The sequence below is a fragment of the Pseudomonas sp. LBUM1643 genome (genome assembly GCF_059716215.1).
In genome coordinates, this window is sequence record NZ_CP166813.1 from 6,166,555 (window position 1) to 6,189,140 (window position 22,586).

The window sequence follows — 22,586 nt, forward strand, 5'->3', positions numbered from 1 at the left end:
TCCGTATCGCGCGGCAAATACCAGGCGTGCAGAATCGCAAGCGGTGCCCTGCGTGAAAGCCGGGCCGCCATTGTGAATCGGATCTATATTGAATGAAGTAACCGTAATGGGGGTGCCATCAAGGCTGTCCAGAATATCGGACGGGAACAGCCGGTTCGTCATGGACGCAAGAATCATCGGCAGACCCGAAGCCGCTGAGGCTACGGTGCGGACGTTAATATCGCCACTGATGTGATAAGCATGCAGACCGATATGCGCAGAGCAGTCGGTGACGCCGATTAACGGCAGGCGAGACATGAAGCACCCCGGTATTATTGCTGTTATGGGTTTGATTCGAGCTTAGCCTTGTTCATTTTTTTACACAACACCCCCGTAAAAAATACAACACGGCCCGCTCAAGCTTGCGGACGCCAAGACGTCCAAAGGCAAAAAAACGCCCCAAAGTGCCTCAAAAATGCCTTTCGAGCGCTTTTTTAGGGCAAAAAAGGCCTCGCTTGACTTCGGCATGCCGTTCGGGTTGACTGAAACCCGAAGAGATCAATGATTGATATTTTTAACAACAAAGGTGTTGCATCATGTCGGTACCCCCGCGTGCCGTTCAGCTTAACGAAGCGAACGCGTTCCTTAAGGAACATCCTGAGGTTCTGTACGTTGACCTTCTGATTGCAGATATGAATGGTGTGGTGCGCGGCAAGCGCATTGAACGCACCAGTCTCCACAAGGTTTACGAGAAAGGCATCAACCTGCCGGCCTCTCTATTTGCTCTGGATATCAATGGCTCGACGGTGGAAAGCACCGGTCTGGGTCTGGACATCGGTGATGCTGACCGAATCTGCTATCCAATCCCTGACACCCTGTGCAACGAGCCTTGGCAGAAGCGCCCTACCGCGCAACTGTTAATGACCATGCACGAACTCGAAGGTGAACCTTTCTTCGCGGATCCCCGTGAAGTCCTGCGCCAGGTTGTTACCAAGTTTGACGAGATGGGTCTGACGATCTGTGCCGCATTCGAGCTTGAGTTCTACCTGATCGACCAGGAAAACGTTAACGGTCGCCCACAGCCTCCTCGTTCGCCGATCTCCGGCAAACGTCCGCACTCGACACAGGTCTACCTGATCGACGACCTCGACGAATACGTCGACTGCCTCCAGGACATTCTGGAAGGTGCGAAAGAGCAAGGCATCCCTGCCGACGCCATCGTCAAGGAAAGTGCTCCGGCGCAGTTCGAAGTGAACCTGCACCACGTGGCCGACCCGATCAAAGCGTGCGATTACGCTGTATTGCTCAAGCGCCTGATCAAGAACATCGCCTACGACCATGAGATGGATACCACCTTCATGGCCAAGCCTTATCCAGGCCAGGCGGGTAATGGTCTGCACGTCCACATCTCGATTCTTGATAAAGATGGCAAGAATATTTTTGCCAGCGAGGATCCCGAGCAGAACGCCGCACTGCGTCACGCGATCGGCGGTGTGCTCGAGACCCTACCGGCGCAGATGGCTTTCCTCTGCCCGAACGTCAACTCCTACCGTCGTTTCGGCGCACAGTTCTACGTGCCGAACTCGCCGTGCTGGGGTCTGGACAACCGTACCGTAGCGATTCGGGTACCGACCGGCTCTTCCGATGCCGTTCGTATCGAACACCGCGTTGCGGGTGCCGATGCCAACCCGTATCTGTTGATGGCTTCGGTGCTGGCAGGCGTGCATCATGGCCTGACCAACAAGATCGAGCCGGGCGCACCCGTAGAAGGCAACTCCTACGAGCAGAACGAGCAAAGCCTGCCGAACAACCTGCGTGATGCACTGCGCGAGCTGGACGACAGCGAAGTCATGGCCAAGTACATCGATCCGAAATACATCGATATCTTCGTGGCCTGCAAGGAAAGTGAGCTGGAGGAGTTCGAACACTCCATCTCCGACCTTGAGTACAACTGGTACCTGCATACCGTTTAAGTGGTTGCAGCAAACAGAAACGCCGCCGGCTTTACAGTCAGCGGCGTTTTTTTATGGCCGCCTTCGGCGGATCGCTAGCAGGCTAGCTCCCACAGGGATTTTCGGTGTACACAGAATTCATGTTCACTGGAGATCAACTGTGGGAGCTAGCCTGCTAGCGATGGCGCCCGGGCAGACAATACAGATGCCTGCTCGTACAATGCCCGCTGCCCCGCAGGAGAGTTCAATGACGCGCCCCGCCACCATCCGCAAACCCCGCGCACGCAGCCAGGCGCGGATCGACTCGATCCTCGACGCCGCCCGTACGCTGCTGGCCGCCGAGGGCGTGGCCAGTTTGTCGATCTACAGCGTCGCCGAGCGCGCAGAAATCCCGCCCTCTTCCGTTTACCACTTCTTCGCCAGCGTCCCGGCCCTGCTCGAAGCGTTGACCGCGGACGTTCACGCCGCCTTCCGAGCCTGCCTGCAAGCGCCCATCGACCACCAGGCCCTAAACGGCTGGCGTGACCTGTCACGCCTGGTGGAACAGCGCATGCTCGCGATCTACGACGAAGACGCCGCCGCGCGCCAGTTGATCCTCGCGCAACACGGATTGACCGAAGTCACCCAGGCCGACCGTCAGCACGACATCGAACTCGGGGACCTGATGCACAAGCTGTTCGACCATCACTTCGAGCTGCCGAAGTTGCCGACCGATGTCGATGTGTTTGCACTGGCGATGGAGCTGGGGGATCGGGTGTATGCCCGCTCGGTGCAACAACACGGGCAAATCACGCCGCGCATGGCTGAGGAAGGGATGCGGGTGTTTGATGCGTATCTGGGTCTGTATTTGCCGCCGTATCTGCACAAGCGCGCTGTACTTGCCTGAAATTCATCCGCCTCACTGACCCCATCGCGAGCAGGCTCACTCCTGCATTTGATCTCAGGCGAACACAACATTTGTGTTCGACAAAATCCCCTGTAGGAGTGAGCCTGCTCGCGATGGCCGCGCTGCCGATCTCACTGACTGCCGACACCCTTACAACTTGGCGATCGACACCTCGGTGGATTTCACGAACGCGATCACTTCGCTGCCGACCACCAGCTCCAGCTCTTTCACGGAGCGCGTGGTGATTACCGATGTGACGATGCCCGAAGCTGTCTGAACGTCGATTTCAGAAAGTACGTCACCCAACACGATTTCCTTGATCGAGCCTTTGAACTGGTTACGAACGTTGATGGCTTTGATAGTCATGATGTTGATTCCTGTCAGTTGAGGTGAAATTTGAGTTATTGCGCCCAACGCAGTTGCGTGGGCAATGGTGAAACGGGTTCCGGTTCCGGCGGTTCACCGGGCAGTGCGAGCACACGATTGAGGACTTCGGTTTCCAGCGCTGCCAGCCGATGGGAGCCGCGGACGCGAGGTCGCGGCAGTTCCACATGCAGGTCGAGGCCGACTTCACCGTCTTCGATCAGGATCACCCGATCGGCGATCGCCACCGCTTCACTGACGTCATGGGTGACCAGCAGCACAGTGAATCCATGCTTCTGCCAGAGCCGTTCGATCAGTTGCTGCATTTCAATTCGCGTCAGCGCGTCCAGTGCGCCCAAGGGTTCGTCCAGCAGCAGCAAACGCGGTTGATGGATCAGCGCACGGGCCAGCGCCACACGTTGCTTCTGTCCACCGGACAGGGCCGCCGGCCACTCATTGGCGCGGTCCGCCAGGCCCACCGACTCCAGGGCTTCCAGTGCCTGTGGCCGCCAGTTGCCCGTCAGCCCGAGGCCGACGTTATCGATCACCTTCTTCCATGGCAGCAGACGCGCTTCCTGGAACATCAAGCGGGTGTCTTCCCGTGCATCGCTCAGCGGCGCGGAACCGGCCAGCAATTCACCGCCCGTGGGTTTGTCGAGACCGGCGAGCAAACGCAGCAAGGTGCTTTTGCCGCAACCGCTGCGACCGACCACGGCAACAAACTGACCTGCCGGAATATGCAGGTCTATCTCGCGCAATACTTGCCGCGAACCGAAGGTTTTCTGCAGCTTGCGCACTGCCAGCGGAATACCGCGCAGCAGGCGTGGAGGTTGTTGAGCGGTCATGCGGCACCTCCTTTATGGACCTGATAGGCCGGGTGCCAGCGCAGCCAGACACGCTCAAGTCCACGGGCCGCGAGGTCGGCCAGTTTGCCGAGCACTGCGTACAGCAGAATCGCCAGCACCACCACGTCGGTCTGCAAGAACTCCCGGGCATTCATTGCCAGGTAGCCAATACCGGAGCTGGCGGAAATGGTTTCTGCCACGATCAACGTCAACCACATGAAGCCCAGGGCGAAGCGCACGCCGACCAGAATCGAAGGCAATGCGCCCGGCAGGATCACCTGACGGAAGAGGCTGAAACCCGACAAGCCATAACTGCGCGCCATCTCCACCAGCGCCGGGTCGACGTTGCGGATACCGTGATAGGTGTTGAGGTAGATCGGGAACAACGTGCCCAACGCCACCAGGAAAATCTTCGCCGACTCGTCAATGCCGAACCACAGGATCACCAGCGGAATCAGCGCCAGGTGTGGCACGTTGCGGATCATCTGCACCGAACTGTCGAGCAAGCGCTCGCCCCATTTCGACAGGCCGGTGATGAAACCCAGCACCAGGCCGATGCTGCCGCCAATGGTGAAGCCCAGCGCCGCCCGCCAGCCGCTGATCGCCAGATGCGTCCAGATTTCGCCACTGCGAACCAGGCTCACGCCGGCTTCGATGACGGCAATGGGCGCCGGCAGAATCCGCGTCGATAACCAGCCCGCCGACACCGACAACTGCCATACCGCCAGCAGCAACACCGGCAACGCCCAAGGCGCCAGGTTGTGGATAACTTTCTTCATGGCGCGCCTCAGCTCTGCGACGCGGCTTTAGGGAGGATATCGTTGGCCACCATCTCGCCAAACGGGCTGACGTAGTTGGCACCCTGAGGCAGCTGCGGGCGTTCGATGTCCAGGTACGGGAACAACAGTTCCGCGACCCGGTAGGATTCTTCCAAGTGTGGATAACCGGAGAAGATAAACGTGTCGATGCCCAGGTCCGCGTATTCCTTCACGCGGGCAGCCACGGTCGGACCGTCACCCACCAGTGCCGTGCCGGCACCGCCACGCACCAGGCCAACACCGGCCCACAGGTTGGGGCTGACTTCGAGGTTGTCGCGGTTGCCACCGTGCAGGGCGGCCATGCGTTGCTGGCCGACCGAATCGAAGCGCGCCAATGATGCTTGAGCGCGAGCGATGGTGTCGTCATCGAGATGGGAGATCAGTCGATCCGCCGCTTGCCACGCTTCTTCGTTGGTTTCGCGGACGATCACGTGCAGGCGAATACCGAAGCGCACGGTACGCCCGAGCTTGGCGGCTTTGGCGCGAACCTGTTCGATCTTCTCGGCAACGGCGGCCGGCGGCTCGCCCCAGGTCAGGACCATTTCCACCTGTTCTGCGGCGAGGTCTTGTGCCGCTTCCGACGAGCCACCGAAGTACAGCGGCGGACGCGGTTGCTGGATCGGCGGATAGAGCAACTTGGCGCCCTTCACACTGATGTGTTGACCGTCGTAATCGACGGTTTCGCCTTCCAGTACACGACGCCAGATGCGGGTGAATTCCACCGAGGCCTGATAGCGCTCCTCGTGGGTCAGGAACAAACCATCGCCGGCCAATTCTTCCGGATCACCACCGGTTACCAGGTTGAACAGCGCACGACCGCCGGACAAGCGATCCAGGGTCGCGGCCTGACGCGCTGCCACCGTCGGGGAAATGATCCCGGGGCGCAGGGCGACGAGGAATTTCAAACGCTGGGTCACCGGAATCAGCGACGCTGCCACCAGCCACGAGTCTTCGCAGGAGCGACCGGTAGGAATCAGCACCCCGCCGAAGCCCAGACGATCCGCCGCTTGGGCGACTTGCTGCAGATAACCGTGATCAACGGCGCGAGCGCCTTCGGCGGTGCCAAGGTAATGGCCGTCGCCGTGGGTAGGCAGGAACCAGAAGATATTGAGGCTCATGGAGTGGTCTCCTTAGGAAATCGATTTACGGTGCTTTGGCAACGGCCGCCGGCGGCGTCCAGATCACGTCTTTGATGCTCAACGGCTTGGGAATCAGCTTGAGCTGGTAGAAGCTGTCGGCGATTTTCTGTTGGGCCGCGACCACTTCCGGGGTCAGGAACAAAGCGCCGTAGCCCTGGCGTTTCACCGAGGTCAGGGTGATGTCTGCCGACAGACCGAGCAGTGGCGAAACCTGTTTGGTTACGTCCTCAGGATTGGCTTTTGACCACTCGCCAACGGCGCGCACTTCTTCCACCAGGGTCTTGATCACCTCAGGATTTTTCTGTGCGTAAGGCTTGGTCGCGAGGTAGAACTGATGGTTGTCGACGATGCCTTGACCATCGCGCAGGGTGCGCGCTTGCAGTTGCTGTTCGGCGGCGGCCTGGTACGGGTCCCAGATCACCCAGGCATCGACACTGCCACGCTCGAACGCAGCGCGGGCGTCGGCAGGCGGCAGGAAGACGGTCTGGATGTCGGTGTATTTGAGGCCGGCGTCTTCGAGTGCACGGACCAGCAGGTAGTGAACGTTGGAGCCTTTGTTCAGGACGACTTTTTTGCCTTTGAGGTCCTGCACCGATTTGATCGGCGAATCTTTCGGCACCAGGATCGCTTCACTGCGTGGCGCCGGCGGTTCATAGGCGACGTAGAGCAGATCAGCGCCAGCAGCCTGGGCAAAAACCGGTGGGGTTTCGCCCGTCACGCCGAAGTCGATGGAGCCGACGTTCAGGCCTTCAAGCAGCTGCGGGCCACCGGGAAATTCAGTCCATTGCACGTCCACGCCTTGGGCCGAGAGGCGTTTTTCAAGCGTGCCTTTGGCCTTGAGCAGCACCAGGGTGCCGTACTTCTGATAACCGATTCGAAGCGTCTCGGCCTGAGCTTGAGTAATGGCGCCGAAGGTGACAGCCGCAGCAAACAGAGCGACCAGACCACGACGCAAAATGACAGTGCGCATAGCGCTCTCCTTTTGCAGTTGGGTTTTGGCTGCACCTGCTTGACCGTTAGCGGCTGAGTAAGGTGAGTACATCAAATTCAGATGGGACTTAAATGCTCCAGCGAGCACTCAACAAACGTTCATTCAACACGTTCGGATCAATGGGCTTCGGGCGTCGCGCCATGGCGCTGAAAAACAGTTCCAGCGACTCATTCAGGCGCTGTTCCAGTTCCGGTGCCAGTTGCGCCTGAGCGCTGCCTTCACCGTAAGCGATCTGGCTGTCTTCGGCGAAAATCCCGTGAAGCATTTCCTGGGCTTTCAATGCCGAGAGCACCGGTTTAAGCGCGTAATCCACCGCCAACATATGAGCGATGCTGCCGCCCGTTGCCATCGGCAACACCACTTTATGGGCCAGGGCCCGCTCGGGCAGCAGATCCAGTACGGTCTTCAACGCACCGGAAAACGATGCCTTGTACACCGGTGTGGCGATCAACAGGCCGTCGGCGTTTTCAATCTGTTGCAGCAGGTCGATCACCTTCGGACTGTCGAAGCGTGCGTGCAGCAAGTCTTCGGCCGGGAAGTCCCGCACCTGGTAACTCACCACTTCCACACCCTGCTCCTGCAACCAACGTTGAGAGCGGTCCAGCAGCACCCCGGAACGGGAGCGTTGGCTCGGACTGCCACCGAGTGAGACGACCAGCATTCGGATGATTCCTTGAGCGTTATTGGCGATTCGCAGTGTGCGATCTCGCTTTAATGGGGTGACCTTAACAGGTGATTGTTATATCCATAAATCATATTTATTCATTTGGTTATGCAATTAAGAGATATACAAGAACACGAACGCCAGGCGAAAAAAAAGGCCGTGGAAACGGCCTGAAATCCCCTGCTTTGTGGATGCTGTTCAATCTTGGCGCTGCGGCGTCTGGTAGACCGCCTTCGCGGGCAAGCCCGCTCCCACACGGGTTTGTGGTTTGCCAAATAGCTGTGATTCACCCCAATCCATTGTGGGAGCGGGCTTGCCCGCGATGGCGATATCACCAGCGCTGCAGATATTTACCTGTTCGGCTGCGGCGTCAGGCGCAGGTACGGCTTCACCGCGCGATAGCCCTTGGGAAAGCGTTTCCTGATTTCATCTTCGTCCTTGAGCGACGGCACGATCACCACTTCATCACCGTCCTGCCAGTTGGCCGGGGTCGCCACTTTGTAGTTATCGGTGAGCTGCAGCGAGTCGATTACCCGCAGGATTTCGTGGAAGTTGCGACCGGTGCTCGCCGGGTAGGTGATGGTCAGTCGCACTTTTTTGTTCGGGTCGATCACGAACAGCGAACGTACGGTCAGCGTGTCGTTGGCATTCGGATGGATCAGGTCGTAGAGGTCCGATACCTTGCGGTCGGCGTCGGCAAGAATCGGGAAATTCACGAGGGTATTTTGGGTCTCGTTGATGTCCTCGATCCATTTGTGGTGTGAGTCCACAGGGTCCACTGACAGCGCGATGGCCTTGACGCCGCGCTGGGCGAATTCGTCTTTCAACTTGGCGGTGAAGCCCAGCTCGGTCGTGCACACCGGGGTGAAGTCCGCCGGATGGGAGAACAGCACGCCCCAACTATCACCCAGCCATTCGTGGAAGCGAATGGTGCCGGCGCTGGAATCCTGTTCGAAATCGGGGGCGATGTCGCCAAGTCTGAGGCTCATGGTGCTGCTCCTGGTGAGTGCTTGATGAGCTCAACTGTGCCTGTGTTTTTTATCTATTAAAAAGAATAAATATCGATTTGTTTAGATCGTAAAAGAATATAAATCCCCGTTTGAAAAACGCAAAAAGCCCCGCCCGGCGTCATACCGGGCGGGGCTTTTTTCATCAGTTACGCGAGCGCTATTTACAGCAGCGGGAGCGAGTAGCTGAGGATCAGACGGTTTTCATCCTGGTCGCGTTGACCCGGGATGTCGTTGCGCCACATAGCGTTTTTCCACATCACGCCGAAGTTCTTCAGTGGGCCTTCTGGCACGACGTAAGCGACGGTCAGGTCGCGTTCCCACTCGGAACGGCCGCTGCCCGAAACACCACCACCTGCGGTAACGGTGTCGATGTTGTCGCCACGCAGGTAGACGATGCCGGCGGTTGCGCCTGGCAGGCCAACCTTGGCGAAGTCATACGAGTAGCGTGCTTGCCAGGTTTTCTCGCCGGCACGGCCGAACTTCTGGATTTGCATGTCGGTGATGGTGTAGTTCGACGAACCGTCGCCCTGGTTCAGCCACGGGAAGTCGCTGCTGCCGTTGCTGTACTGCCAACCGCCGCCGAAGGTGTGACCAGCAACGGTGTACAGGAACAGACCGCTGTACAGGTTGTTGTCGACGCTACCGCGACCGCTTGCTGCGCCGGAGTAATTACCGCTGCTGTAATAAGCAGGGGTATTAGCGTTGGCACCGTCATCGGAGCTGTTGAAGTAACGGAAATCCGACTTCAGAACGCCCGGGCCGATTGCCCAGTTGTGAACCAGACCCAGGAAGTGCTGCTTGTAGAAATCTTCCAGGTTGCCGTAGTAGTACTGGGCCGTCAGGTCTTTGGTGATCTTGTAGTCACCACCGGCGTAGATGAACTTGTTGCTGTCGCGACCGGTGATGGTCGGGCTGTTCGCGCCACCAATCGACAGTTGCTCATTGTTGCTGGAGTTACGACCCTTCACCGCTTCGATCTGACCGCCAACCAGCGTCAGGTCTTTGATATCGCCGGAAGTGATCTGACCGCCCTGCCAGGTTTGTGGCAACAGACGACCGTCGTTGGTCACGATCACCGGGTTCTTCGGCTGCAAGGTGCCCAGCTTCAGTTCGGTCTGGGAAATCTTGGCTTTGGCAGTCAGGCCCAGGCTGGAGAAGTTATCGACCGCTTCGCCGTTGGACTTGCTTGGGAATACGGTGCCGCCATAAGAGGTCGCCGTCGCGCCGTTGGTGCCACCACCGGAATCCAGTTTGATTCCCAGCAGGCCGATAGCGTCGAGACCGAAGCCAACAGTACCTTGGGTGTAACCGGAGATGAAGCGCAGGTCAAAGCCTTGGCCCCATTCTTCGTTCTTGCTTTGAACACCGGCAGCTTTGTTGGCAGGTGTGCCAGCAGCGCTGTCGCGGTTATCCGTGTTGATGTAGAAGTTACGCAGCCCCAGAGTGGCCTTGCTGTCTTCGATGAAACCAGCGGCGCCTGCGTGCTGCGCCACAACCCCTACGGCCACGGCCAGGGCCAAGGTCGACTTGTTCATTGTTTCGCTCCTCTCGTTCTAATTTTTTCGGTCCAGAATCGAATGCTCTGAATCCTGAAGTGCAGGGTGACCGCAAACCGCAAAAACACAGGTCAACGCGCTGATGCGTCTAGCTCGGGCGTTCGCCCAATGGAAACGGGCCCGCATGGTAAACGGATAATAATTTATTTCATTCTTTTTCATGCCATTTCGGAATTAACGAGTGGCATTTAATAGCGTCAGGACCCCTCTATCGGCCCCGGAGGGATGCACTTTAGGGGTTTGCACTAAAAGCTAAAAAGAATAATAAATTCCATAGCAAGACCAAATTGGAATATGAAAAAAATGCCGAAAAAAACCCCACCGCGAGGCAGGGCTTTTCCCGTATTGGATTACAGGAAGCTATACGTGTAGTTGAAGATCAGACGGGTCTGGTCTTGTGCGGAAATATTGGTATCGCCGCGGTAGGTCCCGTGACGCAGGGTAGTACCAAATCCTTTGAGTGCGCCGGTCTGGATCACATAATCCACCCGCAGGTCACGTTCCCACTCGGTCTGGTCTTTGCCAACGCCGTTGGTGGCCTTGATGTCCTCGCCACGCAGATAAGCCGCCGAGGCCTTCAGGCCTGGAACACCCAGAGAAGCGAAGTCAAAGGTGTACTGGCCGAATGTGGTGTTCTCGCCCGCACGTACGAAGCCGTTGATCATGGCGTCGGTGAACGAGTAAAAGCTCGCACCGCCGGCGCCTTCGTTGCGACCGTTGCCGTCGACTACGTTGCCCTGGTTCAGGTAGACGAAACCACCGTCATCGCTGACACGCTGATGGCCCAGCAAGAAAGCGTTCGGACCCAGGGTATAGGTGAACATGGCACTCCAGGTCTGGTTATCCACCTCGCCCGGGTTCTTCGCGTAACCGCCGTTATTGTTGAAGCGGTAACCCGCATCACCATTCTTGCCGTCGGAGCTGCTGTCGAAATAACGCAGGTCAGTCTTGAACGACTGGGTGGCGCTGATTGGGTAGACGTGTACCAGACCCAGGAAGTGCTGCTTGTAGTAGTCTTCCAGATTCGCGTAGTAGTACTGCAGCATCAGGTCTTTGGTGACCTTCCAGTCCGCACCGCCGTACTGGAATTTGTTGCTTTCTTCGGTGCCACCAGCCACCGCCAGGCCGGTGGTATTCGACGACGCGCGACCTGCCGCATGCTCAAGCTGGCCGACGTTGAACGTGACGTTGTCGATTTCCTTCGAGGTGATGGTGCCGCCTTCGAAGGTCTGTGGCAGCAGACGACTGTCGTTCGCGATCAGTACCGGCATGTTCGGTTGCAAGGCGCCACCAAGGTGGGCCTCGGTTTTCGAGATGCGTGCCTTGACGTTACCGGCTACGCGGCTCCACGGATCGGATGCCGAACCGTCAGTGTCACTGGGGAAGAATGAGTTGTTATCCGGGTGATGACCGCGACCACCGTCCAGATGGATGCCCACCAACGCCTGGGCGTCAAAGCCGAAGCCGACCGTGCCTTGAGTGAAACCCGACTGGTAATCGAATTTGAAGCCCTGAGCAGTTTCACGTTGGTCGTTGGCAGTGCCTTCGCGGGTGTCAGCGTTGTAATACATGGTGCGCGAACTGACGGAAGCCTTGCTGTCTTCAATGAAACCGGCGGCGCCTGCCTGCTGCGCCATTACCCCTACGGCCACGGCCAGGGCCAAGGTGGACTTGTTCATTTTTTAAGCTCCTCTCGTTTCTAATTGTTGTATTCCTGGCCCTGGGTCAAATGCCCGAGATCCTAGGATTGGCGATTAGCGCCAGACCGTGACCTGCAAGTCAATCGTAACCGTATGTGACTACGACCATGGTCTAATCCCTGTGCATCCGGTGCTTGCACATCGATGCGTCGTGCATAAATCCAACCGGAAGCTTCCGATGTTTTTTTATATCTTTTAGGAATTGAGCGCAGTGCGCCCGGCTCAGTGAAAGCGAACCTATAAGCTAATTCCTAAATGATATTTATTGGCTATTTTTTAGATCGATTAGATTTAACGGAAACCCGTATTTCCTCTCATCGAAGACCCGGCCATGACTATCAAGCGCGCACTATCCAATCGAATTGTTACAGTTTGTGTATCCACACTGTTTTCTTTCAGCGCTCTGGCGGCGGATCTCACCGTCGGCTACCAGACCGGTATCGACCCGAGCAAAGTGCCTCAGGCCGATGGCCTTTATGAGAAGACCATCGGCCAGAAAATCGACTGGCGTCGTTTCAACAGCGGCCCTGAAGTCGTCACCGCCATCGCGTCCGGTGACGTGCAGATCGGCAACCTCGGCTCCAGTCCGCTGGCGGCCGCCGCTTCGCGCAACCTGCCGATCGTGGCGTTCATTGTTTCTGCCCAGATCAATGCGGCTGAGGCGTTGGTCGTACGCAACGGCAGCGGCATCAACAAACCGGAAGATTTGATCGGCAAGACCATCGCCACGCCATTCGTTTCCACTTCCCACTACAGCTTGCTCGGCGCTTTGAAACACTGGGGGCTGAACACATCGCAGGTCAAAGTGGTGAACCTGCAACCCGCGGAAATCGCGGCCGCCTGGAGACGGGGTGACATCGACGGCGCGTTCGTCTGGTCCCCGGCCTTGGGAGAAATCCGCAAGACTGGCAAGACGTTGACGGATGCCGCACAGGTCGGCCAGTGGGGCGCGCCGACCTTCGAAGTGTGGGTTGCACGTAAGGACTACGCGGAGAAGCATCCTGACGTGATCGCAAAATTCGCCAAGGTCACCCTGGACTCGTTCGCTGATTATGCCGCGCACAAAGACAGCTGGACGGCTGACTCGGTGCCTGTACAAAAAATCGCCAAACTGACCGGTGCCAATGCCGCCGACGTTCCGGAGTTGCTGGCCGGTTCGGCGTTCCCGGACGCCAAGGCTCAACAAACCACTGCGCTGCTGGATGGCGGCACAGCCAAGGCGATTGGCGAGACGGCGAAGTTTTTGAAGGAACAAGGAAAGGTTGAAACGGTACTGCCCGATTACTCCGGGTACGTCAGCTCGAAGTACGTGCAGGAGTAAACAAAATCCCCTGTAGGAGCTGCCGCAGGCTGCGATCTTTTGATCTTTAAAGACAATCAAAAGATCGCAGCCTGCGGCAGCTCCTACATTGGATCGACGTTACAAGGTTTTTTCGAAGATCTTCGAATTACGCTGATAGTTGTACAGCGACGCTCGCGCCGATGGCAGACGCTCTACGCTGCTCGGCACAAAACCGCGCTCACGGAACCAGTGAGCGGTCCGGGTCGTGAGAACGAACAAGGTTTTCAGTCCCTGATCCCGGGCACGGGTTTCGATGCGCTCCAGCAGTTCATCGCCGCGACCGCCATGACGGTACTCCGGGTTCACCGCCAGACACGCCAACTCTCCCGCATCCGAATCGGCAATCTGATACAGCGCCGCGCACGCGATGATCATGCCTTCGCGCTCGACCACGCTGAATTGCTCGATCTCGCGCTCCAGCACCTCGCGGGAACGACGCACCAGAATCCCCTGCTCTTCCAGCGGACTGATCAGGTCCAGCAAACCGCCGACGTCTTCAATCGCCGCTTCGCGCACGATCTCGAATTGCTCCTGGGCCACCAGCGTACCGCCGCCGTCCCGGGTAAACAGTTCGGTCAGCAGCGCACCGTCTTCGGCGTAGCTGACGATATGACTGCGCGCCACGCCGCCACGGCAAGCCTCGGCGGCGGCATCGAGTAGTTCAGCCTGATAGTTGCTACCCAGACGCTGTAGATGCGCCGGCACTTGTTGAGGACGCAATTCACGCACCAGACGACCGTTTTCATCGATCAAGCCCAGATCGGCGCCGAACAGCAGCAGCTTGTCTGCAGCCAGTTCAATAGCCGCACGCGTCGCGACGTCTTCGCAAGCGAGGTTGAAAATCTCCCCGGTCGGCGAGTAGCCCAGCGGCGACAGCAGCACGATGGAGCGCTCGTCCAGCAGGCGATTGATGCCTTTGCGGTCGACCCGGCGCACTTCGCCGGTGTGGTGGTAGTCCACGCCTTCCAGTACACCGATCGGCCGTGCCGTGACGAGATTGCCGCTGGCGACCCGCAGACGTGAACCCTGCATAGGCGATGAAGCCATGTCCATGGACAACCGCGCCTCGATGGCGATGCGCAATTGGCCAACGGCATCAATCACACACTCAAGGGTCGCGGCATCGGTGATGCGCATCCCATGGTGGTAATGCGGCGTCAGGCCACGCGCGGCAAGGCGGGTTTCAATCTGCGGACGGGAACCGTGGACCAGCACCAGTCGCACGCCCAGGCTGTGCAACAACACCAGGTCGTGAACGATGTTGCCGAAGTTGGGGTGTTCAACCCCATCGCCGGGCAGCATGACGACAAAGGTGCAATCGCGGTGGGCATTGATGTAAGGCGAAGCGTGACGGAGCCAATTAACGTATTCGGGCATGAACCTGGGCCTGTAATAAATAGCAGCCAAAAAATGGGCGAAACAGAAAACGCACAGCGGGCTGGTGGTTATCGTCGGAACAGGCTTGGCGACACGCGCGCTCTCCTCATGAATACGGGTTTGATGACCGGCAATTTATACGGCTCGGTCGTTTACAACAACGAACCCTGTGGGAGCGAGCCTGCTCGCGATAGCGGTGTAACAGCCACTGGAATGATGACTGATGTACCGCTATCGCGAGCAGGCTCACTCCTACAGGGATTGCGCTCAACTGACTGGCGATGTGGCTGGAGTCAGGCAGTAATGTTCAATCAGTTGACGTAATAGATGCACCGTAGGCTGCAAACGTGACATTTCGAGGTATTCCCCCGGCTGGTGTGCGCAGGCGATATCACCTGGGCCCAGCACCAATGTTTCGCAGCCAAGGCGCTGAAGATAAGGCGCTTCGGTGCCGAACGCTACTGCTTCGGCCTGATGACCGGTGAGCTTTTGTGCAATCCGGACCAACTCGGCGTCCTCGTCCTGCTCGAAGGGCGGCACTTCAGGGAACAGCGGCGCGTAGTCGATCTTCACCTGATGGCGTTCGGCAACCGGTTTGAGCCTCGCCAGAATTTCCGCACGCAGCGCTTTGGGATCCATGCCCGGCAGCGGTCGCAGATCAAATTCCAGCGAACATTGGCCGCAGATGCGATTGGGGTTGTCGCCGCCATGAATGCAGCCGAAATTCATCGTCGGGGTCGGCACGCCAAACTGCGGATTACGGAACTCACGTTGCCACAGCAGGCGCAGGCCGCGCAGTTCGCCAATGGCATCGTGCATGGCTTCAAGGGCGCTGTGACCCAGACGCGGGTCCGAGGAGTGGCCGCTCTGGCCGAGAATATCGATGCGCTCCATCATGATGCCTTTGTGCATGCGGATCGGCTTCAGCCCGGTCGGCTCGCCAATAACCGCGGCACGACCCAATGGGCGTCCGGCTGCTGCCAGCGCGCGAGCGCCAGACATCGAGCTTTCTTCATCACACGTGGCAAGAATCAGCAGCGGTTGCTTGAATGGCTGGTCGAGCAACGGCAGGACCGCCTCGATGGCCAAAGCGAAAAACCCTTTCATGTCGCAACTGCCAAGTCCTACCCAGCGGCCATCGACTTCGGTCAGCTTCAACGGATCGGTCTGCCACAGCGCCTCGTCGTACGGCACGGTGTCACTGTGCCCGGCCAATACCAGCCCGCCGGGGCCGGAGCCAAAACTGGCGAGTAAATTGAATTTGCCGGGACTGACCTGTTGAATGTCGCAGGCGAAACCCAGGTCACCCAGCCATGTCGCCAGCAAATCGATCACCGGGCGGTTGGTTTGATCGAGCCTGGGCTGGGTGCAGCTGACAGACGGTGCAGCGATCAACGCGGCGAATTGATCTTTCATGGACGGCAAAGGCATCGCTGACTCCAACTCCCGAATAGATATCCATCATAGAACCATCCGGCGACAGGAATAAACCGTCGCGGCACGTACCAACTCTCACTCCTGTACACTGCACGGCCTTGGCAGCCACACATTCCCCCGGCTGCGCTCCCGATCCTGGATTTTCCGGCCATGCAGAAAGAAACCGAAATCAAACTCCGCGTCAGCCGCGAAACCCTCGCTGCTCTGCGCGAGCACCCGCTACTGAAAAAACGCAACAAAAGTGGCTGGGAACGCCGTGAACTGATGAACCAGTACTTCGACACGCCTGAGCGCGACCTGGCCCGTGCCAAGGTTGCCCTGCGCCTGCGCCGCGATGGCGAAGAAGTGATTCAGACGCTCAAGACCCGCGGCCAAAGCGTTGCCGGCCTGTCCGAGCGCAACGAGTACGACTGGAACCTGCCCAAAGCCAAGCTCGACGTGAAGAAACTCGACGGCGAATGCTGGCCCGAGGAACTGGCCGAGCTGGACAAGAAAACCCTGAAGCCGATTTTCACCACCGATTTCGTCCGCGAGCGCGCCGAGATTGCGTGGGGCCGTGGCAAGACCAAAGTGGTCATCGAGGCCGCACTGGACTTGGGCCATGTCGTTGTCGGCAAGCAGAAAGAAGAAATCTGCGAGCTGGAACTGGAATTGCGCGAAGGCGAACCGGCTGCCCTGCTTGAACTGGCCGCCGAGCTGGCCGCCACCCTGGCACTGATGCCGTGTGACATCAGCAAGGCCGAGCGTGGTTACCGTTTGTACGACGCCAACAGCTATTCGCTGAGCCTGCCAGCACCGCAGATCACTGCCGAAACACCACTGGATGATGCGTTTGCCGCCCTGAGCTGGCATCTGCTGGGCAGCAGCCAGCGCCTGGCTGAGCAGTATCGCTTCAATGGTCATTGGCGACTGCTGCAGGACTGGGTCGAGAACCTCGCTGAAATGCGCGCGCTGCTCAGCAGCCTGGGCCAGGCCGCGCCGCGTCAGTCGACTCACGATCTGCGTGTTGCGCTGGATGCCTTGCTGGAAGACTGGCGTCCGCTGGTACAAGCTGGTCAGGATGACGAAGACGTGCGCAAAGCGGCTCCGGAGCAGTTCCTCGAAGAACTGGAAGATCCGCGTTGGGGCTTGTTCTCGCTGAACACGTCGCGCTGGTTGCTTGCGCGTTCCTGGACGACTGATCGCAACGTTCGCGGCAATCGCCAGGGCGCTGCGCAACTGGGCAGCTGGCTGCCACGTTTGCTGGGTGAAGAGGCAACATCCCTTCAGTTGCAGCGCTACCAGCAACAACCGGAAGACCTGGCCGAACAACTCCCACGCATCGAGCGTATTCAGGCCTGGATGCACCATGCCCGCGGTGTGCTGGAGATCCCGGAAATGGATCGCCTGTACGGCGAGCTGAACAAACTCGCACAACTGGCGAACGAGCCGATTACCGATGAATCGCTGGACGCGCGCAAGCAGCAGGCGATTGCGGTGTATCAGAACCGCGCCTGGAAAATGTTGTTGCGCATGTAAGGCTTGTGGCGAGGGAGCTTGCTCCCGCTGGAGTGCGCAGCGCTCCCATCATTTTGGGGCTGCCCAGCGGGAGCAAGCTCCCTCGCCACACAAGCGCTCTGCCAGTCTTAAACTGGCAGGCTCGTTGTCGACTTGATCTCCGACAACGCCACAATCGAGTTCACCTCCTGTATCCCCGGCACCATCGATAGTTTTTCGAAGAAGAAACGCTCGTACGCCTCAATGTCCGCCGTGACGATCCTCAGCAAAAAATCCACCGACCCCATCAGCACATAACATTCCAGCACCTCGGGAAAGCCCCGAATGGCTTCAGTGAACTCAGTGAAGTTCGAACGCCCATGGGCGTTGAGTTTGATCTCGGCAAAAATCTGCGTGTTCAGCCCGATTTTCTTCCGATCAAGCAGGGTTACCTGCCCTCGAATGATCCCCTCCTCTTTCATCCGCTGAATACGCCGCCAGCACGGAGATTGCGACAGCCCTACCTGCTCGGCGATCTGCGCACTCGACAGGGAAGCGTCTTCTTGCAGCAACGCGAGAATCTTGCGGTCGTACCCATCCAGATCGCTGTGCATAAAAAAACCTGATCTCACTATGTTCTTGAATTGTTCGATTCGATCATTCTCAAATAAGCCCCATCATAGATAAGAAATGCCCCGCTTCGAATGTAAAAATTTCCCCAGTGATTTTGGAGAAAAAACATGCCGCATCTGGAAGCCGTCAACACCCCGTGCGTTCGCGCCGATGTCTGGAACGTCGGCAACGCTCACTGCCGGGTCCACTACCAACTGCTGGCCGAGGCCGAACCGGATTTGCTGTGTCGCGCCCTGAATCTGTTCGCCTTGCAGTTTCTGACGCCTGAGCAAGTCAACGTGCAACGGACCGACGATCTGCTGTCCATCGACATCGTCATGGAAGGTCTCAGCTGGCATCGCGCCCAAGTGATTGCGGAAAAATTACGCAACCTGATCAGTGTGTGTTCGGTCGATCTGCAAAGGGCTGATTCGGTCTGGGAGGCACCGGCTCAAGCGACAGGTTGAAAGAACTCGATACGGCTTCGTCGGGTAGTGGCCCAACGGTCGGCGGCAGCGCGACTATCCTTTGCGGACTGTTGTTCATGAGGAGCCCGCATGTCCGTTCAACTCGCCATTCAGGACCGCTGGCTGGATCTCAATGATTTGCTGCGCGAACTGGTCGCCCAGGGCTTTATCAGCCAGGACTCGGCCGAGCACGCGCTCAATGCCCGACGTCGCCATGCTGCCAATGGTCAACTGCATCCATTGGAGTTCATCGCCAGCCAACACCTCGACGATCTCAGCCGTCCCGGCAAACACCTCGATCTGGAAGGTCTGACCCTTTGGTTGTCGCAGCAGGCGGGCCAGCCTTACCTGCGCATCGACCCGCTGAAAATCAATGTCGCGGCCATTACACCGCTGATGTCCTACGCCTTTGCCCAACGCCACAAGATCCTCGCGGTTTCCATCGACCGCGACGCCGTGACCGTGGCCAGCGCCCAGCCTTACGTCAATGGCTGGGAAGCCGACCTGACCCATGTGCTGAAATTGCCGATCAAGCGTGTCGTCGCCAACCCGGTGGACATCCAGCGCTTCAGCGTGGAGTTTTTCCGCCTGGCCAAATCAGTCAGCGGCGCGAGCACAGGCGATGCACAGTCAAACACCCTGGGCAACTTCGAACAGTTGCTCAATCTCGGTGCCAGCGATCAGGAACCGGATGCCAATGACGCGCACATCGTCAACATCGTCGACTGGCTGTTCCAGTACGCTTTCCAGCAGCGCGCCAGCGATATCCACATCGAACCACGGCGCGAGCAAGGCACCGTACGTTTTCGCATCGACGGCGTGCTGCACAACGTCTATCAATTCCCGCCGCAGGTGACCATGGCGATCGTCAGCCGGCTGAAAAGCCTCGGACGGATGAACGTTGCGGAAAAACGCAAACCCCAGGACGGCCGGGTGAAAACCAAGACGCCGGACGGCGGCGAAGTCGAACTGCGCTTGTCGACGTTGCCGACGGCGTTCGGCGAAAAGATGGTCATGCGGATATTCGACCCGGAAGTGTTGCTCAAGGATTTCGACCAGCTGGGGTTTTCCGCCGAGGACTTGCGCCGCTGGCAGGACATGACCCGCCAGCCCAACGGCATCATCCTCGTGACCGGCCCGACCGGTTCCGGCAAGACCACGACGCTCTACACCACCCTCAAGAAACTGGCGACGCCCGAGGTCAACCTCTGCACCATCGAGGACCCGATTGAAATGGTCGAGCCGGCGTTCAACCAGATGCAGGTCCAACACAACATCGACCTGACCTTCGCCGCCGGTGTTCGTGCGCTGATGCGGCAAGACCCGGACATCATCATGATCGGCGAGATCCGTGACCTCGAAACTGCAGAAATGGCGATCCAGGCCGCACTCACCGGCCACCTGGTACTGTCGACGCTGCACACCAACGACGCGCCCAGCGCCATCAGCCGCCTGCTTGAACTCGGCGTGCCGCACTACCTGATCAAAGCCACGGTGCTCGGCGTCATGGCCCAGCGTCTGGTGCGAACCTTGTGCTCGCACTGCAAGGCACCGCTGACCCTGAGTGAAGAAGACTGGCAGACCTTGACCAAACCCTGGCAGGCGCCCTTACCGGGAAATGCGCAGCGCGCCATCGGCTGCCTCGAATGTCGCGACACCGGTTATCGCGGGCGTGCCGGGGTGTATGAAATCATGCAACTGACTGACGGCGTCAAAGCCCTGATCAACCTCGACACCGATTTGCTGGCCATTCGGCGCCAGGCCTTCAAGGAAGGCATGCGCAGCTTGCGACTGTCGGGCGCGCAGAAGGTAGCAGCAGGTTTGACGACCATCGAGGAAGTGCTTCGAGTCACCCCGCAGAGCGAGCAAAAATAAATCCTTTGTCGCTTGATGATGCAACGGCCGACTTACGGTACTTATCCCGACCCGGCACCGCTACACTTCTGCGATCGTAATTTCGTTGCTTCACTCAACAGGGAATCGTTATGCAGATTGGTAGCGTGCTTTTACTTTTTGTCGGCCTGGTGGTCGCCATTCTGTTCATGGGCTTCAAGGTCGTGCCCCAGGGTTATCAATGGACGGTCGAGCGTTTCGGCCGTTACACCAACACCCTCAAACCCGGCCTGAACATCATCATCCCGGTCATGGACCGCATCGGTCGCAAGATCAACGTGATGGAAAGCGTGCTGGATATCCCGCCTCAGGAAGTCATCACCGCCGACAACGCCACGGTGCAAATCGATGCGGTGTGCTTCTTTCAGGTGGTCAACACCGCCCAGGCCGCCTACGAGGTGAACAACCTCGAACACGCGATTCGCAACCTGCTGCAAACCAACATCCGTACCGTGCTGGGTTCCATGGAACTGGACGCGATGCTCAGCCAACGTGACGGCATTAATGAAAAGTTGCTGCGCACCGTCGATGAAGCCACCGCACCGTGGGGCATCAAGATCACCCGGATCGAGATCAAGGACATCAGTCCACCTGCCGACCTGATGGCGGCAATGTCGGGGCAGATGAAGGCCGAACGAATCAAGCGTGCACAGATTCTTGAAGCCGAAGGCCTGCGCGCCGCGGCGATCCTGACTGCAGAAGGCAAGAAGCAGGCACAGATCCTGGAAGCCGAAGGGGGTCGTCAGGCCGCATTCCTCGAAGCCGAAGCCCGTGAACGTCAAGCCGAAGCCGAAGCCCAGGCCACTAAAGTCGTTTCGGAAGCCATCGCCGGCGGGAATGTGCAAGCGGTCAACTATTTCGTTGCCCAGAAGTACATTGATGCGCTGGGCAAGCTGGCCTCGGCCAACAACAGCAAAGTGATTCTGATGCCACTCGAGGCCAGCTCGATGATCGGTGCAGTCGGCGGCATCGGAGAAATCGTCAAGGCCACGTTCGACAACAAGAAAGCCTGAGGCGCGCTATGTGGGCATTCCTGCAACATCTATCGTTCTGGGACTGGCTGGCATTAGGCACGTTGCTGCTAATTCTTGAAGTGTTCGGCGCGGGTGGCTACCTGCTGTGGATCGGCATGGCCGCAGCCGCAGTCGGTGTACTGACCTTTCTATTGCCGGGGATGACCTGGGAAATGCAGTTTCTGCTGTTTGGTCTGCTCTCGATCGCCACGGCACTGTATTGGTGGCACCGCCAGCGCAGCGCAGTGCGCCAGAGTGATCAGCCAAACCTGAATCTGCGGGGTCAGGAATTGATCGGTAAAACCTTTGTGGTGCATGAGGCGATTGTCGACGGACGCGGCAAGATCAAGGTCGCGGATGGCGTGTGGATGGCCAGAGGGGCAGACGCCGCTCTTGGCAGCCGTGTTCGGGTGATCGGCCAGCAAGGCGCTATTTTGCTGGTCGAACCGGAGCAATAGGCCGCTATGGAACTCGATTGCCTGATTGGCAATCCAACGCCGTAGTTAATCCAGTGGAGTCACCCATCATGCGTCTCAAACTTGCTGTCGCTACCATCGCTTTGTTGTCCCTTCCAGTCGGTTCAGCGATGGCTGACAGCTTTTGGCGTAACGTTCTCTCATCCGGTGCCACCACCGGCTCGACCTACCTGACATTCAAGGATCACAAGCTGATCATTGCAGCCCAGGACGATGCTGGCAGCTTCGTCGCCAGCGACGGCGGAATCCGCGGCCCGTACCTGGAAGCCGCCATGCAAAAAGTCCGGGCCGACAACCCAGGCCTGCAGGCCACGGACATGGAACTGGCCAATGCGATTCTGGCGAAAAATGCCGTAGCTTCTGAGTAATTGCTGCCAATAAAAATGCCGCTCACATGAGCGGCATTTTTTTGCACAACGCCTCGGGCCGCCTTTTGAGCAGAGCCTCACTACCCTGTAGGAGCTGTCGAGTGCAACGAGGCTGCGATCTTTTGACCCTGTTTTTAAAAGATTAAAAGATTAAAAGATCGCAGCCTCGTTGCACTCGACAGCTCCTACAGGTGCGAGGTTGCAACGGGATCGACCGGGCTG

At 58.3% G+C, this 22,586-nt stretch carries 21 protein-coding genes and 1 pseudogene; 9 read left to right on the plus strand and 13 right to left on the minus strand.

Going from position 1 to position 22,586, the window contains the following annotated elements; genetic code table 11:
* Nucleotides 1–24 precede the first annotated feature (24 nt).
* Nucleotides 25–297: pseudogene (locus ACA063_RS27905) on the minus strand (gamma-glutamyl-gamma-aminobutyrate hydrolase family protein); the annotation flags it as partial.
* A gap of 278 nt (nucleotides 298–575) precedes the next feature.
* Here ACA063_RS27905 and ACA063_RS27910 point away from each other — a divergent pair.
* Both ACA063_RS27910 and ACA063_RS27915 read left to right on the plus strand, forming a co-directional pair.
* The gene (locus tag ACA063_RS27910; protein WP_010466681.1) at nucleotides 576–1,952 is read left to right on the plus strand and encodes a glutamine synthetase family protein; all 1,377 of its coding nucleotides are present in this window, start codon (nucleotides 576–578) and stop codon (nucleotides 1,950–1,952) included.
* 226 nt (nucleotides 1,953–2,178) lie between these two features.
* Nucleotides 2,179–2,817, plus strand: coding sequence for a TetR/AcrR family transcriptional regulator (locus tag ACA063_RS27915; protein WP_497664126.1), 639 nt, complete (start codon nucleotides 2,179–2,181; stop codon nucleotides 2,815–2,817).
* A gap of 150 nt (nucleotides 2,818–2,967) precedes the next feature.
* Here ACA063_RS27915 and ACA063_RS27920 read toward each other — a convergent pair whose 3' ends face one another.
* From ACA063_RS27920 to ACA063_RS27960, 9 genes are all read right to left on the minus strand, one after another.
* Entirely contained in the window at nucleotides 2,968–3,183 is a 216-nt protein-coding gene (locus ACA063_RS27920; protein ID WP_003229256.1) for a TOBE domain-containing protein, read from the minus strand.
* A gap of 35 nt (nucleotides 3,184–3,218) precedes the next feature.
* Nucleotides 3,219–4,025 (minus strand): aliphatic sulfonates ABC transporter ATP-binding protein, encoded by an 807-nt coding sequence (gene ssuB / locus ACA063_RS27925; RefSeq protein ID WP_497664127.1) that lies wholly within the window; start codon nucleotides 4,023–4,025, stop codon nucleotides 3,219–3,221.
* Nucleotides 4,022–4,804, minus strand: coding sequence for an aliphatic sulfonate ABC transporter permease SsuC (gene ssuC / locus ACA063_RS27930; RefSeq protein WP_497664128.1), 783 nt, complete (start codon nucleotides 4,802–4,804; stop codon nucleotides 4,022–4,024). Before ssuC ends, ssuB begins: the two co-directional genes overlap by 4 nt.
* Nucleotides 4,805–4,812: 8 nt before the next feature.
* Nucleotides 4,813–5,961 (minus strand): FMNH2-dependent alkanesulfonate monooxygenase, encoded by a 1,149-nt coding sequence (gene ssuD / locus ACA063_RS27935; protein ID WP_497664129.1) that lies wholly within the window; start codon nucleotides 5,959–5,961, stop codon nucleotides 4,813–4,815.
* 25 nt (nucleotides 5,962–5,986) lie between these two features.
* Nucleotides 5,987–6,952 (minus strand): sulfonate ABC transporter substrate-binding protein, encoded by a 966-nt coding sequence (locus tag ACA063_RS27940; RefSeq protein ID WP_497664130.1) that lies wholly within the window; start codon nucleotides 6,950–6,952, stop codon nucleotides 5,987–5,989.
* A gap of 88 nt (nucleotides 6,953–7,040) precedes the next feature.
* Nucleotides 7,041–7,634: an NADPH-dependent FMN reductase gene (ssuE, locus tag ACA063_RS27945; protein ID WP_497664131.1), complete on the minus strand. Its 594-nt coding sequence runs from the start codon at nucleotides 7,632–7,634 to the stop codon at nucleotides 7,041–7,043.
* A 353-nt stretch (nucleotides 7,635–7,987) separates the two neighbouring features.
* Nucleotides 7,988–8,626 carry a peroxiredoxin gene (locus ACA063_RS27950; protein ID WP_162438410.1) on the minus strand — a complete coding sequence of 213 codons (639 nt, stop codon included), beginning with the start codon at nucleotides 8,624–8,626 and terminating at the stop codon, nucleotides 7,988–7,990.
* Nucleotides 8,627–8,808: 182 nt separating this feature from the next.
* Nucleotides 8,809–10,182: an OprD family porin gene (locus ACA063_RS27955; protein WP_497664132.1), complete on the minus strand. Its 1,374-nt coding sequence runs from the start codon at nucleotides 10,180–10,182 to the stop codon at nucleotides 8,809–8,811.
* A 371-nt stretch (nucleotides 10,183–10,553) separates the two neighbouring features.
* Complete coding sequence (locus tag ACA063_RS27960; RefSeq protein WP_497664133.1) at nucleotides 10,554–11,882, minus strand: OprD family porin; 1,329 nt, start codon at nucleotides 11,880–11,882, stop codon at nucleotides 10,554–10,556.
* Between the two features lie 352 nt (nucleotides 11,883–12,234).
* On the opposite strand from ACA063_RS27960, the gene tauA reads away from it, so the two are divergent.
* Nucleotides 12,235–13,224, plus strand: a complete 990-nt coding sequence (tauA, locus tag ACA063_RS27965) for a taurine ABC transporter substrate-binding protein (RefSeq protein ID WP_497664134.1) — start codon at nucleotides 12,235–12,237, stop codon at nucleotides 13,222–13,224.
* Nucleotides 13,225–13,323: 99 nt separating this feature from the next.
* Here the strand turns inward: tauA and argA are convergent, their stop codons facing one another.
* Nucleotides 13,324–14,622, minus strand: a complete 1,299-nt coding sequence (gene argA, locus ACA063_RS27970) for an amino-acid N-acetyltransferase (RefSeq protein ID WP_162438414.1) — start codon at nucleotides 14,620–14,622, stop codon at nucleotides 13,324–13,326.
* Nucleotides 14,623–14,889: 267 nt separating this feature from the next.
* Entirely contained in the window at nucleotides 14,890–16,053 is a 1,164-nt protein-coding gene (gene argE / locus ACA063_RS27975) for an acetylornithine deacetylase (protein WP_497664135.1), read from the minus strand.
* 156 nt (nucleotides 16,054–16,209) lie between these two features.
* On the opposite strand from argE, the gene ACA063_RS27980 reads away from it, so the two are divergent.
* Nucleotides 16,210–17,577: a CYTH domain-containing protein gene (locus ACA063_RS27980; RefSeq protein WP_497664136.1), complete on the plus strand. Its 1,368-nt coding sequence runs from the start codon at nucleotides 16,210–16,212 to the stop codon at nucleotides 17,575–17,577.
* Between the two features lie 107 nt (nucleotides 17,578–17,684).
* On the opposite strand, the gene ACA063_RS27985 is transcribed toward ACA063_RS27980, so the two are convergent.
* Entirely contained in the window at nucleotides 17,685–18,149 is a 465-nt protein-coding gene (locus ACA063_RS27985) for an Lrp/AsnC family transcriptional regulator (protein WP_162438417.1), read from the minus strand.
* Between the two features lie 126 nt (nucleotides 18,150–18,275).
* Between ACA063_RS27985 and ACA063_RS27990 the strand changes: the two genes are divergently transcribed.
* The 5 genes from ACA063_RS27990 (at nucleotide 18,276) to ACA063_RS28010 (ending at nucleotide 22,364) form a co-directional block, all read left to right on the plus strand.
* Entirely contained in the window at nucleotides 18,276–18,614 is a 339-nt protein-coding gene (locus ACA063_RS27990) for an ACT-like domain-containing protein (protein ID WP_497664137.1), read from the plus strand.
* A gap of 90 nt (nucleotides 18,615–18,704) precedes the next feature.
* The gene (gene tfpB, locus ACA063_RS27995; RefSeq protein WP_497664138.1) at nucleotides 18,705–20,489 is read left to right on the plus strand and encodes a type IV pilus assembly ATPase TfpB; all 1,785 of its coding nucleotides are present in this window, start codon (nucleotides 18,705–18,707) and stop codon (nucleotides 20,487–20,489) included.
* Between the two features lie 110 nt (nucleotides 20,490–20,599).
* Nucleotides 20,600–21,520 carry an SPFH domain-containing protein gene (locus ACA063_RS28000; protein ID WP_008150402.1) on the plus strand — a complete coding sequence of 307 codons (921 nt, stop codon included), beginning with the start codon at nucleotides 20,600–20,602 and terminating at the stop codon, nucleotides 21,518–21,520.
* A gap of 8 nt (nucleotides 21,521–21,528) precedes the next feature.
* Complete coding sequence (locus tag ACA063_RS28005) at nucleotides 21,529–21,978, plus strand: NfeD family protein (RefSeq protein WP_497664139.1); 450 nt, start codon at nucleotides 21,529–21,531, stop codon at nucleotides 21,976–21,978.
* 68 nt (nucleotides 21,979–22,046) lie between these two features.
* Nucleotides 22,047–22,364, plus strand: a complete 318-nt coding sequence (locus ACA063_RS28010) for a DUF2388 domain-containing protein (RefSeq protein ID WP_150712997.1) — start codon at nucleotides 22,047–22,049, stop codon at nucleotides 22,362–22,364.
* Nucleotides 22,365–22,586 lie beyond the last annotated feature (222 nt).

What these genes read in the sequence shown, in the direction of transcription:
- argE (WP_497664135.1), bottom strand. Translation starts at nt 16,053, where the DNA reads ATGCCTTTGCCGTCCATGAAAGATCAATTCGCCGCGTTGATCGCTGCA.
- ACA063_RS27985 (WP_162438417.1), bottom strand. Translation starts at nt 18,149, where the DNA reads ATGCACAGCGATCTGGATGGGTACGACCGCAAGATTCTCGCGTTGCTG.
- ACA063_RS27940 (WP_497664130.1), bottom strand. Translation starts at nt 6,952, where the DNA reads ATGCGCACTGTCATTTTGCGTCGTGGTCTGGTCGCTCTGTTTGCTGCG.
- ACA063_RS27910 (WP_010466681.1), top strand. Translation starts at nt 576, where the DNA reads ATGTCGGTACCCCCGCGTGCCGTTCAGCTTAACGAAGCGAACGCGTTC.
- ssuB (WP_497664127.1), bottom strand. Translation starts at nt 4,025, where the DNA reads ATGACCGCTCAACAACCTCCACGCCTGCTGCGCGGTATTCCGCTGGCA.
- ACA063_RS27990 (WP_497664137.1), top strand. Translation starts at nt 18,276, where the DNA reads ATGCCGCATCTGGAAGCCGTCAACACCCCGTGCGTTCGCGCCGATGTC.
- ssuD (WP_497664129.1), bottom strand. Translation starts at nt 5,961, where the DNA reads ATGAGCCTCAATATCTTCTGGTTCCTGCCTACCCACGGCGACGGCCAT.
- argA (WP_162438414.1), bottom strand. Translation starts at nt 14,622, where the DNA reads ATGCCCGAATACGTTAATTGGCTCCGTCACGCTTCGCCTTACATCAAT.
- tauA (WP_497664134.1), top strand. Translation starts at nt 12,235, where the DNA reads ATGACTATCAAGCGCGCACTATCCAATCGAATTGTTACAGTTTGTGTA.
- ACA063_RS27955 (WP_497664132.1), bottom strand. Translation starts at nt 10,182, where the DNA reads ATGAACAAGTCGACCTTGGCCCTGGCCGTGGCCGTAGGGGTTGTGGCG.
- ssuC (WP_497664128.1), bottom strand. Translation starts at nt 4,804, where the DNA reads ATGAAGAAAGTTATCCACAACCTGGCGCCTTGGGCGTTGCCGGTGTTG.
- ACA063_RS27980 (WP_497664136.1), top strand. Translation starts at nt 16,210, where the DNA reads ATGCAGAAAGAAACCGAAATCAAACTCCGCGTCAGCCGCGAAACCCTC.
- ACA063_RS27960 (WP_497664133.1), bottom strand. Translation starts at nt 11,882, where the DNA reads ATGAACAAGTCCACCTTGGCCCTGGCCGTGGCCGTAGGGGTAATGGCG.
- ACA063_RS28005 (WP_497664139.1), top strand. Translation starts at nt 21,529, where the DNA reads ATGTGGGCATTCCTGCAACATCTATCGTTCTGGGACTGGCTGGCATTA.
- ssuE (WP_497664131.1), bottom strand. Translation starts at nt 7,634, where the DNA reads ATGCTGGTCGTCTCACTCGGTGGCAGTCCGAGCCAACGCTCCCGTTCC.
- ACA063_RS27950 (WP_162438410.1), bottom strand. Translation starts at nt 8,626, where the DNA reads ATGAGCCTCAGACTTGGCGACATCGCCCCCGATTTCGAACAGGATTCC.
- ACA063_RS27920 (WP_003229256.1), bottom strand. Translation starts at nt 3,183, where the DNA reads ATGACTATCAAAGCCATCAACGTTCGTAACCAGTTCAAAGGCTCGATC.
- tfpB (WP_497664138.1), top strand. Translation starts at nt 18,705, where the DNA reads ATGTCCGTTCAACTCGCCATTCAGGACCGCTGGCTGGATCTCAATGAT.
- ACA063_RS28010 (WP_150712997.1), top strand. Translation starts at nt 22,047, where the DNA reads ATGCGTCTCAAACTTGCTGTCGCTACCATCGCTTTGTTGTCCCTTCCA.
- ACA063_RS28000 (WP_008150402.1), top strand. Translation starts at nt 20,600, where the DNA reads ATGCAGATTGGTAGCGTGCTTTTACTTTTTGTCGGCCTGGTGGTCGCC.
- ACA063_RS27915 (WP_497664126.1), top strand. Translation starts at nt 2,179, where the DNA reads ATGACGCGCCCCGCCACCATCCGCAAACCCCGCGCACGCAGCCAGGCG.